At 44.4% G+C, this 14,420-nt stretch carries 9 protein-coding genes; all 9 read right to left on the reverse strand.

The annotated features are described in order from the left end of the window. Positions 1 to 124: 124 nt before the first annotated feature. On the reverse strand, positions 125 to 1,540 hold the full coding sequence (locus LC508_RS09645; protein WP_103732570.1) for an MFS transporter: 1,416 nt from the start codon (positions 1,538 to 1,540) through the stop codon (positions 125 to 127). A 1-nt stretch (position 1,541) separates the two neighbouring features. Next, on the reverse strand, positions 1,542 to 2,408 hold the full coding sequence (locus tag LC508_RS09650; protein ID WP_033141908.1) for a helix-turn-helix transcriptional regulator: 867 nt from the start codon (positions 2,406 to 2,408) through the stop codon (positions 1,542 to 1,544). A gap of 4 nt (positions 2,409 to 2,412) precedes the next feature. Continuing rightward, on the reverse strand, positions 2,413 to 4,782 hold the full coding sequence (locus LC508_RS09655) for a hypothetical protein (RefSeq protein WP_118593887.1): 2,370 nt from the start codon (positions 4,780 to 4,782) through the stop codon (positions 2,413 to 2,415). 156 nt (positions 4,783 to 4,938) lie between these two features. Further along, positions 4,939 to 5,166, reverse strand: coding sequence for an HPr family phosphocarrier protein (locus LC508_RS09660; protein ID WP_054352751.1), 228 nt, complete (start codon positions 5,164 to 5,166; stop codon positions 4,939 to 4,941). Between the two features lie 185 nt (positions 5,167 to 5,351). Next, positions 5,352 to 6,566 (reverse strand): ABC transporter substrate-binding protein, encoded by a 1,215-nt coding sequence (locus LC508_RS09665; protein WP_033141907.1) that lies wholly within the window; start codon positions 6,564 to 6,566, stop codon positions 5,352 to 5,354. 12 nt (positions 6,567 to 6,578) lie between these two features. After that, positions 6,579 to 8,102 carry a response regulator transcription factor gene (locus LC508_RS09670; protein ID WP_103732250.1) on the reverse strand — a complete coding sequence of 508 codons (1,524 nt, stop codon included), beginning with the start codon at positions 8,100 to 8,102 and terminating at the stop codon, positions 6,579 to 6,581. Next, positions 8,099 to 9,922 (reverse strand): sensor histidine kinase, encoded by a 1,824-nt coding sequence (locus LC508_RS09675; protein WP_033141905.1) that lies wholly within the window; start codon positions 9,920 to 9,922, stop codon positions 8,099 to 8,101. The genes LC508_RS09670 and LC508_RS09675 overlap by 4 nt, the downstream gene beginning before the upstream one ends. A 176-nt stretch (positions 9,923 to 10,098) precedes the next feature. Continuing rightward, on the reverse strand, positions 10,099 to 12,816 hold the full coding sequence (locus LC508_RS09680) for an EAL domain-containing protein (RefSeq protein WP_103732249.1): 2,718 nt from the start codon (positions 12,814 to 12,816) through the stop codon (positions 10,099 to 10,101). Positions 12,817 to 12,907: 91 nt separating this feature from the next. Then, complete coding sequence (locus LC508_RS09685) at positions 12,908 to 14,299, reverse strand: GntR family transcriptional regulator (RefSeq protein ID WP_033141903.1); 1,392 nt, start codon at positions 14,297 to 14,299, stop codon at positions 12,908 to 12,910. Positions 14,300 to 14,420 lie beyond the last annotated feature (121 nt).

The raw sequence follows: 14,420 nt of genomic DNA on the forward strand, positions 1-14,420 counted from the left end.
TAAGAGAATACCGACCTGTCTTATAGTCTAAAAAATTAAACAGGGTGGAAATTCTTCAACTGAATTTCCACCCTGTTTAATTTCTATCCGCATCAATACCTTCGGAACATCTGTTCATACCAAATCATACTTCTTGCACAAGTCTATTTTTATGAACTGTATTACGGTGCCTGTTATCCGTATCTGTGATTTTTTCTCTCCTGTTAACCAATTCTTCCAAAACAACGCTCTCGTTTTTCTCGAATCTGTAATAAAATATCATAATGACCGCACCTATGATGAAAAATGCAGCCGGCAGGTAAGAGAAACCGGTCTTCATCGCTGCCAGTGCAGTCGCCGACTGCTTCTGATTTGCAACATACCCAAAATGCTGCATCAGCTTCAGCGGTACAAAATCTCCCAATCCGGTACCTACCTGAAGTCCCACTGCACTTCCCACTGCGGTCAAAAAGCCGCTGGCTCTCACTCCGTTTTTATATTCACCGTAATCCACGGTGTCAGACAGCATGGCAAAGGGCATGGACACCGCGATCCCGGTTCCGATACTTGTGATCACCCAGGCAATCACGATCACTGTAAAATTTCTTCCTGCAATACCTAAGGATATCTGACCTACAGCAGCGATAAAGAATCCAAGAATCATAATACAGGTTTTTGATAATCTTCGTGCCAGAAATGGAATGGCCGCAACTCCGATCATCTGTGTCAACACCAATGCGTTCAGAATAGAAACATAATTCTCATTTTCCAGATAATAACGGGAATAATAGATCAGGGAAGAGGTTCTGGTTGAATTGCCCAGCCAATAAAAAGCACTTCCCAACACCACGATAACCCACGGCCAGTTTGACCTGAGCGCCTTGAAGCTGTCTCTGATCGGAAGACTTTTAGCAGTCTTTGCATTTACTTCTCTCGTATTCCTGAATGCATAGAAAAACATACATACTGAAATAGCTGTGTATAGCAGCACGGTCAGTGAGAATCCCTGCTGTCTGTTGCCTCTGCCCAGCACGGATACCAGTGTCAGGGTAAATGTCGCCGTTACAAAATATCCTATGTTTCCTCCAATCATTCTAAAAGAATTCAGCTTTGTCCTCTCATAGGACTCATTACTTAAATTGGGCAGAATGGCCGTTATAGGTGTAGAAATACCGGTATAGAGGATGCTTGCGGTCAGATAAGTGAATGCCGCGTAAGCAACTCTGGAGTTTCCCGACAAATGCGGTGTAAAGAAAGTAAGACACATAAACACCCCAAAAGGTATTGCCAGCCTTGCAAACCATGGACGGCTCTTGCCGTATACTGATCTTGTTTTATCAATTGCCAGCCCCCACAGTGGAACAGTGGCGGTATTGAGTATCCGGACAAACAGAGCGATTATAGCCGCTGTTCCGATAGAAAGTCCGAATACATCTGTGTGGTAAAAATTAATAAAGCTGGTCAGAGTACAGTACAATAGGTTTCCTGCCGCATCTGTACCCGCGTACGCGATTCTGTTTTTTAAAGACAGGCCGTTGCTGTTTGTTTTTGTATTACTCATTTTAAATGTGCTCCTCATACTTTTTTCTGTAATTCTGCGGAGAAATACCCATACGTTTCTTGAAACAGTTGGAAAAATATATCTCTGAATTGAAACCAACCATCTTGGCGATTGTCCCTATCCCATATTCGGAACGAAGCAGATATTGTTTCGCATATTCCATCCGCATTTCCATCAAAACCTCCATTGGTGTTTTTCCATAAGCCGCCTTCATCACTTTTGCCAGGTAATTACTGTGCAGATGGAAGACCTCTGATAAAAGTTGATTTGATACAGGCTGTCCTAAATTATTCTCTAAATACATATAGATCTGTTCTGCCAGCACCGTACTTCTATCCTTATACATACCCAGACTTTCAATGAATTTCAAAAATCTCAAAAACAGCTCTTCCGTCTTCCATATATATTCTTTACCGGAAGTTGTACTGTCCAGCAGGTTATGAAACAGTCCAAACAGCATGGCCGGCTCTTTGATCAACGCATGCTTCGGCAGATGAAGCGTGTAAGAACATTGATGGTAGTGTAATTCCGGTATAGGCAGATTGGAAATAAACCGGCTCGCTCTTCTGCTCTGCCTCCACTGCGCCGTTGTATAAAAATGCAGCCAATAGAATTCCGTATCCTCCTGACACGGTCTCCATGAAAAATGATGTCTGTCAGGTAATAAGATAAACAGTTCATTTTCCTTTACCACATATTGAGAGTCATCTTCAGAGAGAAATAACTTCCCCTTCTTCACCGCAATCAGGTCAAAGTATCCTAGATTCCTTCTGTTTATATGATTCTGGCCTTTTTTCATCATCCGATAGTTTCCCTCTATAAAATCGGGAAATGGCGGAACCGAAATAGAGATAATATCATCTGACATATAGTTACCTTCTTATCTGTAATACAACACTTCTCCCGTCTCCCTGGCGCTCTAACAAAGTCATACCATCTTCTGATATATAATAAAAGTCCCTGCTATATGGTGCGAAGCTGGTAATTTTATATCCTGTCTCTGTCTCTTCATAACTGCCATTTATCACACGTAAGGTTCCTTTGTTATTTATGATATATGTCTTCTGTCCAAAGCTGTCAAGATATGCTGTCATCTCTTCGCCCATATCCCAGTCAGGTGTCTGGTCATCACTGTCGAATAACCTGGCAAAAATACCGCCGTCCCTATAGAAAGCAGCCTGTCCAAAACGGTCTCTGGATAAGTCCGGACGATTGATGTGCGGCCCGGCAACAGCATAGGTGGAAACAGCCATCCCCTTTTTTAAGGGGGTTACAGCCGTTGCATGCGTATCATAACAGTATAGTACACCTGCAGTGGCCCGGTAGCTTCCTTCCAGGAATTCTGTATTTTGTAAATAGGAGAAGACTTTATATGCTGCGGCTGCCGTCAGGCCACCCCACAGGGAGTGGGTCATATAAGACAGGGCTTCCCACCAGCGATCCGGATTCTGTGCCCGAAAATCATTGGAGTATCCTATATTTGCCAGCAGAAGCTCACCGTATTTTTCCGCACTCTCCCGCTTTTTACTTACGCTCAGAGCGCCGGCAGCAGGTCCGAATCCCGCGTTATCATAAAAATGCTCTGTAATTGCCGCTGCATAAGAATCTGCCCCCCGGTGGACCCTGTCCATCATCTTATCCCACAGGGATTGTATTGTCTGCAGTTTTTCTGTCAGCTCTTTTTCTTTGAGTTTTATGAGCAGATCCTCAAAATACAGGAAATAGACACCCAGCATCTGTGATTCCTCTTTTCCCCGTTCATCTTCATGCAAATCCGGATTCACCCTTAACTCAAAGACATCCGCTGCCCACTCCAGATACGTGTCTGCTGTATACAGCTCCAGGATCTGATCATCAAATTCTGACAGCAGATAGAACAAATGTCCTATGTATTCAAAATCCATGCACCGATAGAAGTCTCCGTATAATTTACGGGGTTTTTTAAAATCTCCGTCCTTAAACCATTTTGGCCGCACATATTCCACTGCGCTTTTTTCTACCTTCCTGACTTGATCCACATCCAGGGAACCTAAAAGATTTTTCTTCAGTACGAGATTCAGTTTTCCAAGAGATTCCCCTTGGTTGGATACCGGCTTAAAAGCAAAGGGCGGATTCCCCTCTTTTCCCTCATAAAGTTCATCACAAATATATGCCACGCGTTCGTCTATGACCCGATCCAGCTTATCCATGACATTCATTACCACAAAATCTTTTGTGCCATCTGAAAACTTAATGACTGCTTTATGCTCTCCCAATGCTGTTGGTTTGTATGAGAGATGATACATTTCTCCTTCATACTTTACTTCAATGGACAAACTCTTTACTGTGTCATTTTCTTTAAAAAGTGCCTCGGCTGAGAGGATTTTCAGAGATTCCGAAACTTCAACGGTCAATCTTGCAGTCTCACCGATTATATTAAGCGGCGTATAATCCACTTTAGGATGATTCAGTTTCAAGCCCTTTTCCAGAAACTCTTCCTGATTTCTGTTGATACTTACGACATATTTCCACGTCCTGTCTTCTTCTGCTTTCAGCATAAAGCCATCTTTTTTATATATCCAATCCTTGTTTTGAAAACCTTCCGGATATCCGCCTGCGAAATATAGTTTATGGAACAACATTCCATCCAGAGAAGGGGAAACGTTTTCAAAAAACAAATTTTCATAATCACAGTAAGTACCGATGGATAAGGCTTCGCCTTCAACCTGATAGAATCCCAGATTTCCTCCCCGGTTGTCCCGGCGCACTGCATTTAATTTCGTATAATTGTCAGATATGGAGGAGAATACCGCTGCGGAATTATGTATATTCCTGAGTACCTCTTTGTCCCTGAACATCACATAGGCAAATGAGATCCACACCCCAAAATCTGAGATCCAGATATCTTTTTTCTCCTGGTTTACTAAATGGATGGTCCAGTGAAGCTCCCCGTCATTCTTTCCCATGTCGTAAATCATTATGATCTTCATATTTCCAAAATCATATGTAACTGTGATCTCTGCACCTTCCTTTTCAATCACAGGAGAGAACTCACGGCTGTTACGCTGTTTACCATCTGCCGTAATATCAAAATATCCAAATAACTTATCTGCATCCTGATATCCGGCCTGCGATAAATATGCTTCTTCAATGACCCAGTTCATTTTATACGGGTCATCTTTCATGGATAATTTTGAAATGTATCCCTTTTCTGATATCATCATTTCCAAACTTTTATTTTCTATTTTTATATCATGTTTCATGGAACGCCTCCTTTTCTTAATGTAAATTTATCACCTTCTTTTTCCATAAACAATATGGATATCCAGCCAAAACTTAAGAAATTTCACACGGATCACTACGCATAAAACCTCTCTGAGGAATCCTTTCCCCCGAGAGGTCTCATAATTGATCTTCTGTCACGATGCGATATATCCCCTAATACTTTCTTCCAATGTCTTTGTATCATCTGAATAAACAGATAACCTTACCTTCTTTCCAACGCCTATTCCCAGAACGCCAAGTATAGATTTTGCGTCAACTGAATAATGACCATAGCTTAAGTCTACATGTTCCGGAAATGTAGTTATTTTTGAAACAAAGTCAACTGCATCTTTTTCTGAGTTTAACATAACCTCTAAAATCATTTGTATTTTCTCCTTTAACTATCTGCATGTTTTCTGTTCCTGTTTTTTCATTCTTTTGTATCTGCAACTTTATTTGTTATCTAAAATATAACTAAAAACCTTTCTGTCTTACAGTATAAAAGATTAAACAGGGTGGAAATTCTTCAACTGAATTTCCACCCTGTCCATGTTCTGCATCTATTTCTTTATTGTTTCAGCGCTTCCTGTATTCTGCTGCACACATCCTCCGGTGTGCTCACTCCCGTAATGATCTCATACTGTCCTTCTGATAACTGCTCTGACAGAACTGACCAGTTTTCAAAACTGGTCCTTGAGATGCAGTTTTCCATCTGCTCCAGTATGATCCCGTATTCCGGCTTAGCTTTTAAAAACAATTTTGCCACATCTTTTCTGGGAGGCAGAGAGTTCGCTCTCAGATTTGCATTCAGCATTGTGTCAATCTGGCTGTAATATTTTAAAAACGCAACGCTTCCCTCTTTGTTTTTCCCTTTCAGCACTGCTATGTTCTCTCCTCCACGGACACCCATATATCGTTGGTCCCCGGGAAATGCTGCAACGCCGTAGTTGATGCCAGCATCATCCAGAGCAGGAAATACCCATGGCCCGTTTTCCATCATGGCACATTCTCCTGCAATAAAGGTCCTTGCCACGTCATTCTGTGACCAGTTTACACATTCCCTGGACATCATGCCCTGTTCCACCATATTCTGTATGAACTGAAATGCCCTTTTTGTCCCTTCCCCGCCTGCCTGGTCCAGCTCATCACCGGCTGACAGCATAAAAGAAGCAAACTGGAAAGCACTCTGCTCCCCGCTGACAGCAGACATGGCAAACCCGTACCTGCCCTCCTCTGTAAGACTTCCGGCAGCCGTCTCAAGCTGTTCCCAATTCTCGGGAACAGCAATCTTCTTCTGTTCCAGAATGTCTTTGTTATAGATCAAAGCCACATTGTTGCAGCAAAAAGGAAGTCCGTAATAGCGTCCCTCATACTCCACAGATTCCATGGCATTTGGAAAATACTGATCTAAATCCTCTATCTCCTTTACTGCCTCTGTAATATCCTCCAGCTTATCCATACTGACATAGGAGGGCATATCAGGATTGTCGATGATCACCATATCAGGAAGCTGGTTCTGGGTGATTCCGATTGCCAGTCTTTTGCTGAATTCCGTCACTGGCCCGTGATATTCCCATGTGAGGTGATACTGCTCCTGAGAGGCATTAAATCCATCTGCCAGTTCATCCATGGATGTCCTCTGTTTCTCAGTCTCGTAATAACTCCAGAGTACCAGTTCTTCCCGCTCTTTTTTCTCACCGTCTTCCACCCTGATGCCCTCCGCGGAACATCCTGCCAGGCAGAGGGCACAAAAGACAAGAACCATACTTCGTATACCTTTCATGCATCTTACCTCCTAATTCATCTGCCTGTATTCACCGGGGGATACGCCTGTCTCTTCTTTAAATACCCTCTGGAAATATTTAGGATCATTGTACCCGGTGGCTTTTGCGATCTCATAAATTTTCATATCCGTTCCTTTTAACAGACGCTTGGCATGGCTCATGCGGAACTGCTTCAGAAAACTGGAGAATGTGATTCCCATCTCCCTGTTAAAAAGGGTACTCAGATATTCGGGTGTGATCTCCAGGACCCGGGAAACTTCCTCCTGCGTAAGGCCCTCCTGATAGTGCTCCCTTATATAATTGATAGCTTTTTTGATCACGTAATTGCTGATATCCTCCCGCTTTACCCTGGTGCTGGTGATGAGCTGGATGACATCCCTGTACGCATTCTCCAATTCATGCCAGGTGACCGCTGCCTCTATATTCCGGAGCAGATTCGCACTTTTCAGATGCTCAAAAAGTGCTCTGTCTATATCCTCCAGGGTATCTCCGATCATATAGTAATTCTTTACAAAAGCCCTGCGGATATCATCCGCATCAAAATGCCCATCCTTCATATAGCGCAGAAATTCCTCTGCCCCTTCTTTTTCTTTTTCCGGATTTCCCTGACAGACAGCATTGCGAATGCGTGTATAAATCTCAGCGGGGGGCAGAAAGGGAGCGGGGTGGTATGCATTCACATCTTCCCTGGTAAGCCATCCCTTTTGGTTCCAAATGAGGGAGAAAGAAATAAGATCATTCAGGTTCTGTGCTGTTTTCTTCAAATCTCTCAGACTTTGGAACGCCTGTCTGGTCCAGATTGGCCGCTCCTCCTTATCCTGCCAGTGGAAGATCAGTCTGTTATAAAAAGATTTTTCCAGGTCCGAAATCCTTTCAAATCCCCATTCTGCGCAGGCCAGAATATAGAACTCCTGCAGGTTTTCCATATAAAAAGCGTACCATTTTATCTCCCGGTACTTCTCTTTCAGCTCTTCCAGGGCTTTCTCTGCCTGTTCTCTGTAGGAAGCCGGTGCGGAACCTATGTACCCGGCAAAGAGAATGTATTGGGCCTGTTCTGCCAGACCACATACCTTCTCCAATATGTCATACTGTTTTTCCTCCTCCTGCTCTTCCCCGAAGATCAGATTTCTCAGATGCACCTCAGGACTGCCCTTGGTAAGCTGTTCCTTTTTTATTTTCTCTTCAATTTTTTCCAGCATATCCTGCACGTCATCCACTGCCAGGGGTTTCAGCAGATAATCATCCACCCCATACTGTATAGCTTTTTTAGCGTACTCAAACTCGGAATATCCGCTCAGGATAACTGCATGTACCGGTATTTTCTGTTCATAAAGACGTCGGATCATCTCCAGGCCGTCCATTTTCGGCATACGGATATCTGTGATCACAAGATCCGGTTTAAAACGGAGAACCAGGTCAAGTCCTTCCTCCCCATCGGAAGCCTCCCCCAGAACAATATGGTCTGTCAGTGATTCTATCAGTTTTCCCATACCTTCCCGAATTTTTATCTCATCCTCCACGATTATGATCCTCATTGTCTCCACTCCTTATCCCGTACCGGTATTTTCAGTGTAATAATAGTTCCTATATCCTGTATACTCTTTACATCCCATGAAACATCTTCACCGTAATACATACGCATTCGGGCAAATGCATTGTTCAGGCCGATGCTCCTGCCGTCATCCCGGACTGCCTTCTCAGGATCATTAAAGGTATCTGCCATACCGGGCGGCATTCCCTTTCCGTTATCTTCTATGATGATATCCAGCTCTTTCTTGTCCTCTGACACGATAATATCAACCCGCAGGATTCCTCCGCCCTCAATGCCCTTGAACCCGTGCAGGATCGCATTTTCCACAAAAGGCTGGATGAGAAGCTTGTGAATCCTGATATTTTTTGCCTCTTCACTTACATATATCTCACAGATAAAAGCATTGTTGAACCGCATTTTCTGAAGGCTGACATATTTTTCCAGCCAGTCTGCCATCTCCGAGATGGTCACCATCTGGTTGCTTTTATTTATGCTGTACCGGAGAATGATCCCCAGGTTGCGCAGCATTTTGCTAATCTCATATTCTTGCTTTTCAATCGCCATCCAGTTGATGGAATCCAGCGTATTGTACAGAAAATGCGGATTGATCTGAGCCTCCAGCGCCCGTATCTCCGCGTCTTTCTGCTTCTGTGTGATCTCAGTTACTTCTGTGATCAGATTCTTGACTTTTCCTGTCATGGTATTGAAATTGTCCGCGATCTGTCCCATCTCATCCTCAGTATCCACATGCACCTGAACATCCAGATTACCGCTCTGCACCTGCTGGATTCCCCCTACAATACTCCTTGTGGACCGCTCTATAAGACTTACCGTATAACGTATGAGCAAAATAGAGGCGGCAAACAACAGCGCACCGATAAAAATGGTCAGAAACTGGATCCTTGTCACATCACGCAGCATATAATCCCTGTCATATGCATTATAAAAGATCCATCCCAGCTGCTTGTCCTCGTAACGGTTCACAGCAATATTTTTTCCTTTCAGCTCCCCTGTGTTCTTCACAAAATCCTTGATGGTCTTATTGGTGCTGATGGCTATGCCGGAGTAAAAGGAGTTGGGATAAGTGAGCACATTACCCTTGCGGTCTGTGATAAAATTAACCGCATAAATCTCCGATTCTTTTTCTGTCTGCCCCGTGCTGCACACTGCATTTAAGACAGATTCATTGACACTGGTCACCACTGAGGCAATGGGACCCTTCTGGATATCTTTAAAGTCATACATCTGCTTTGCTATGTGGAAGATCCGTTCCTCCTGATTTCCCCGAACAAAACGCTGGGTAGGTGATATGATCATATTTGTGGCATCCTGTGCCTGACGGTATGGCTCTATGGATGTCATATCCTCATAACTTTCCCAGAGATTATCCACAGCGGATGCCATACCGAAATCATATGTAATATCCTGTCCGTCCGGCAGGATAATACTGATACACTCAATCCCATTGACGGAAGTTCCGTACTGCTGCAGTTTATCACAGATTTCCCGGTAGATACGCGCCTTAACCTCTGAATCTTCTGCCTCATAAACCTTGATTCCATCAATGATCTGGTTATCCGCATAGATCTGGTAGACAAGATTTGTGTAAATATCCAGGGTTAAATTCGTCCTCTCTGATATCTGGGCAAGCTGGTTCACCATAAGGGTATCTACCTTTTCTTTTATGTTGTTTACAATGACATAGAGCATTAAAATCTGTGCCACCAGAAGTGGTATGACGGATGCAAGTATGAAGGTATATAAAATCTTCCGGCCTAATTTTTGGTTTTTGAACCATTTTAGAAATCCATTTCTACGTTTCATGATTACTTTTAGTTACCTCTTCCTTTTTGCTGAGATTGAGATTCTAACATATTATACTTAATATGCGCCCATTAGACAAGAAGAGATATTTTTGAGAATCGTACTTCCCTCAGCATTGCCGGAACCGACCGCTGCAAAAAAAAGCCTGCAAAGCAGTTCGCTTTACAGACCTATTTTTATTTTTCACTATCTGTTGTTTTCAAAAAACGTTCCTCATATTCCTTCATAGGCACAGGTTTACTGAACAGGAATCCCTGGACCGAATCCACGCCGCAGGAGCGCAGTGTCATAAACTGTTCCTCTGTCTCAATGCCCTCCGCAACCATATGGACACCAAGGTCATGGCAGACACCGGAAATGAGGCCCACAATGGTTTTGGTTTTCGGATTGACGGCTATATTGTCGATCATACTCTTATCCAGCTTGAGCACGTCAAAGTCAATCTCAGACAAAAGGGCAAGGTTGGCATACTCTGTGCCGAAATCATCAATGGCAACCGCAAATCCCGCATTGTGCAGATTTATGATCAGAGACTTAATATCAAGCCCCTCCACATCATGTATCTTCTCGGTAACTTCTATCTCCAGATACTCCGGTGAGATGTCATATTTTGTACAGATGCCTGTCAGATGCTCCACAAAGGAAGACTGTATCAGGGATGAGATGGAAAAGTTTACAGACACAGGGAATGCCTGTTTTCCCTGATTGATCCAGTCTTTCAGTTTTACACAGACAAATTCAAACACATAGAAATCGATCAGGCTGATAGACTCATTTTCCTCCAGCAGCGGCAGAAAATTCCCGGGAAGCATCAGGGTATCGGATTTGGAGCGGTATCGGATCAAAGCCTCCGCGCCCACGGCCATACGGTCTGATGAGGAAACCTTTGGCTGGAGATATACCTCGAACCGGTTTTGCTGTATCTCCTCCATCAGAATACCGGGATCTGCAAGATGAAGGACTTCATCGCTGTGATGCCGGTAACGCTGTGAGACAGGATTCTGCCGGTAAAATTCCTTCTTATCCTCATACATTCTGGCATCCGCTTCCGCAATGATCTCTTTTAAGCTGCTGACCGTTTCTGTCCACCGGGAACCAATGGCCGCCCGGTAATGCGGTTCTTTCTGGAACTGTGCCCTCAGTTCACGAAGCTTGCTGTGGAAGACATCCTTCTCTATCCCCGGGCAGATGATCACAAACTCATCACCGCCGATGCGGTAAAAATCAGCGCCTTCAAATACCTGCTTCATCCGTCTGGCACACTCGACCAGTACCGTATCCCCAAACTCATGCCCGTACTGGTCATTGATGTCCTTTAATCCGTTCACATCCAGGTACACGATCCCTGCCGGGCTGTCCGTGTGTGTCATGGCATTGGTATCCTCAATGTAACGGTTTCTGTTGTAAAAAGAAGTGAGCGTATCAAAATAACTCAGCCGCGAAAGCTCCTTCTGGCTCTGCGCATTACTGCGCGCAAGCAGCAGAAAATAGCACAGGGTCTGCAGCTGTGACGCAATACTGACAATCTGCCCTGCCGGCGGATTGTCAACGACCAGACAGCCAAGCAGTGTCCCGCCCTTTTCAAGGGGCGCTGCCACCAAACTGGTGATCGCATGTTCCCGCAAAAGCCTGTATTCTGCCGTATTCGTATCCCCAAGCTGATTCACGTTTTGGATAATGACACATTCCTTCCTGTTAAAATAAGGGATCCAGCGTTCAATCAGGGAAACCGGAATCCCCTGCAGCCGCTCCCTATGGGAAATGATTCCATCCGCACACCATTCCAAACGGGCATACATCCTATCCTCTTTGATATCTATAATATAGACACGGTCCGCATGCAGAAAACTTCCGAACTTCTCCAGGACCTGTGCTGAGGTTTTAATGATATCCTTCTGCTGATACAGCATGCTCACGCAGTCTGTCACCAGTTTCTCCGCCTCCAGAGTAAATTTCAAAAACAGCTTTTCCTGTTCCGCCTTGGTGGTATCAAAAGCGATCTCCATTCTGGCAGGCCGCCCGTTCCATTCCAGCAGACGGTCCTTCAGAATATAGTGGCGCCCGGTTATGGGGTTGTCATGCTCCCATGTATAATTTTCACCTTCCCTCAGGATCGGTGTGGTGCAGAATTCACAGGGTGCGTCCTTTCCCTGGAGGACACGGTAACATTTCTTCCCTTCCAGGGAATCCACATGAAAGATTTCCATGCCGGCCTGGTTTAAAAACAACAGATCATAATTTTCAATGTCTGTAATGTACATGAGCTCAGAAATGTCATTCATGGGTGCCTGCAGATTCTCCTCCTGCCTGGAGAGCTGTTCTTTCTTTTTCCGGTTTTCATCCTCTGCTTTCTCAAGCTCCCTCTGGCGCTCTGCCTGCCTTGCGTTATATATATAGATCAAAATGACAAGAATGATAAATGCAAAGTTCAGGATCAGCAGGCTCACTGCAGCGGATCGGACTCTTTTTTCGGAATACTGTTCAGCCGCCGCCACAGTCCTGTCCGCCAGTGCAAAGAATGTCTCGCTGTCATCAAAGAGAATTTCAGCACCCTCTCCGGCCCGGACAAGGTAAATCTCTTCTTTCAGGTCTTTCCACTCTCTCTGCATTTCAACGATCAGCTCCTGAAATGCATCACTGTTCAGGCGTGTGAGTCCCACATCCCCTTCCCCTGTCTGCAGTTCTTTTAAGATACCATCAATTTTTTCCACCAGGGAATCATTTTGCTGACCGTTCAGTTCCTGCTTAACCAGGCGCTGGGTAGCCCCCCGCACAACACCTGCATAGTTGATCACTTTCGCATTTCCCTGAAGATTGTAAATGTAAAAGAAAGAAACCAAACTGGATATCAGCAGCGCTATTGTTAAAATGATAGGAAATATTTTCTTTTGCATAGAACTCCCCCTTATATCCCGTATCTGTTTCGATTCCGGTCCTGTGCCAGACAATTCTGAATGCAAAGCTGCAGGGATATAAAAACCACTTTCATTCCTCCCGGAAAGGAAATTTAGAATAAAAGAATTTCATTCTGTTCTCTATAAATATCTGCCACTGTTCCGCAAACGCATCAAAGTCATCCGTCCGCAGATCTTTTTCCTGGCGGTCGATAAACCCGGTATAATCCGCGTCAAGCTGTCCGGTTCCCATCAGTACCGCAGATAAAATATAGCCCCATGTGTTCAGCTCCCTGAGTTTATCATAGCATTCCCGGATGATCGCAGAGGGACATTCCGCGGAGATAAAGCTCAGAAGCACATCAATGAAAAGAATACTGCTGGTTTTTCCGCGCAGTTTTGTGATTGACCGCAGGAATTCCTCCCTCTTTCTTTTCGTGACGGATTCCATGGTAAAGAGTGTCACGCTGCGGACTGTCATAGCCAAAATCTGCATACCTTCTCCGTGAAGCCGCATATTTTCACGGATCTCCGATATCTTCATAACCTCCATACCCACGGGTTCCAGGCAGACCTTTGTCCCGATTCCCATATAGGTTCTGGTCACACCCAGAGAATGGAGTACATCCAGTGTTCGCCGGACTGTGCTTAAAGATACCTGGTACTGCTCCGCCATTTTGGGCAGGGAGGGCAGATAGCTGCCGACTGGATAACGCTCCCATAAAATCTCACGGATGATCACAGACGCCAGCGTATACCGCACCTGGGGCCGCCGACGGTAAATCGTCCACGAAAATGGGATCTGCCTGACGTTTTCCAAATGATATGCTTCACCGGCATGTGCGATGAATTCCAGCACTTCATTCTGTATACTGTCAAAATAGTCATCAAACTCTGACTTCAGCCCCTGCATATTTGTCTCCGGCAAAGTTTCGCCTGCGGCTAAAACCGGTATATCCGTATCTCTTTTCGGATATAGAAAATTGAGATAGCGCAGGCACTGCCAGTAAAGATTTAAAAGCAGATCATTGTGAAAAGTGCGCAGAACCTCAAAATACAGCTTTACAGGTATGGGAACTGTTTGGTCCGTAACTGTATCATGGTTCTCATTTAAATTTCCCCGGATATCCGTTTCCAGATTATGCACCCCAATCTTCCACATCGGGAAAAACAAAAGTTCACCTGCATATTCAAAATCCAGGATTCCCTCTTTGCGGGGCACAAAATATTTTGCGGCATTCTCCCTGAAGGTTTCTTCGGTTCCCTGATATACCACCCTTGCCACTTTCCGCTCTTCGGTTTCTATATAACCGTTTTTTTCCAGTTTATCCAGTGCCATCTGAATCGTATTACGCCCCAGCCGAAAAGAGGCACAGATTTTCGGCACTGACAACAACTGTTCCCCATATCTGTATACGCCAAAGAGGATACGGGATTCATAATATTCATAGATCAGTTCGTTAAGTCCGCTGTTTTTTTTCATTCCTGTCCTCCCTGTAAACATTAACCCTGTTCATGTTAGGTAATACCCTGATTGTAACACTATTTACATTGCCACGCAATAAATTGCATACATTTCTTCGTTAAAATTCATAATTACAGAA

It is taken from the genome of Blautia parvula, assembly GCF_020215665.1.
Taxonomy (GTDB): Bacteria; Bacillota; Clostridia; order Lachnospirales; family Lachnospiraceae; genus Blautia; species Blautia celeris.

Excerpts from the sequence above, each read along its gene's own strand:
- LC508_RS09645 (WP_103732570.1), bottom strand. The coding sequence starts at position 1,540 with ATGAGTAATACAAAAACAAACAGCAACGGCCTGTCTTTAAAAAACAGA.
- LC508_RS09650 (WP_033141908.1), bottom strand. The coding sequence starts at position 2,408 with ATGTCAGATGATATTATCTCTATTTCGGTTCCGCCATTTCCCGATTTT.
- LC508_RS09655 (WP_118593887.1), bottom strand. The coding sequence starts at position 4,782 with ATGAAACATGATATAAAAATAGAAAATAAAAGTTTGGAAATGATGATA.
- LC508_RS09660 (WP_054352751.1), bottom strand. The coding sequence starts at position 5,166 with ATGATTTTAGAGGTTATGTTAAACTCAGAAAAAGATGCAGTTGACTTT.
- LC508_RS09665 (WP_033141907.1), bottom strand. The coding sequence starts at position 6,566 with ATGAAAGGTATACGAAGTATGGTTCTTGTCTTTTGTGCCCTCTGCCTG.
- LC508_RS09670 (WP_103732250.1), bottom strand. The coding sequence starts at position 8,102 with ATGAGGATCATAATCGTGGAGGATGAGATAAAAATTCGGGAAGGTATG.
- LC508_RS09675 (WP_033141905.1), bottom strand. The coding sequence starts at position 9,922 with ATGAAACGTAGAAATGGATTTCTAAAATGGTTCAAAAACCAAAAATTA.
- LC508_RS09680 (WP_103732249.1), bottom strand. The coding sequence starts at position 12,816 with ATGCAAAAGAAAATATTTCCTATCATTTTAACAATAGCGCTGCTGATA.
- LC508_RS09685 (WP_033141903.1), bottom strand. The coding sequence starts at position 14,299 with ATGAAAAAAAACAGCGGACTTAACGAACTGATCTATGAATATTATGAA.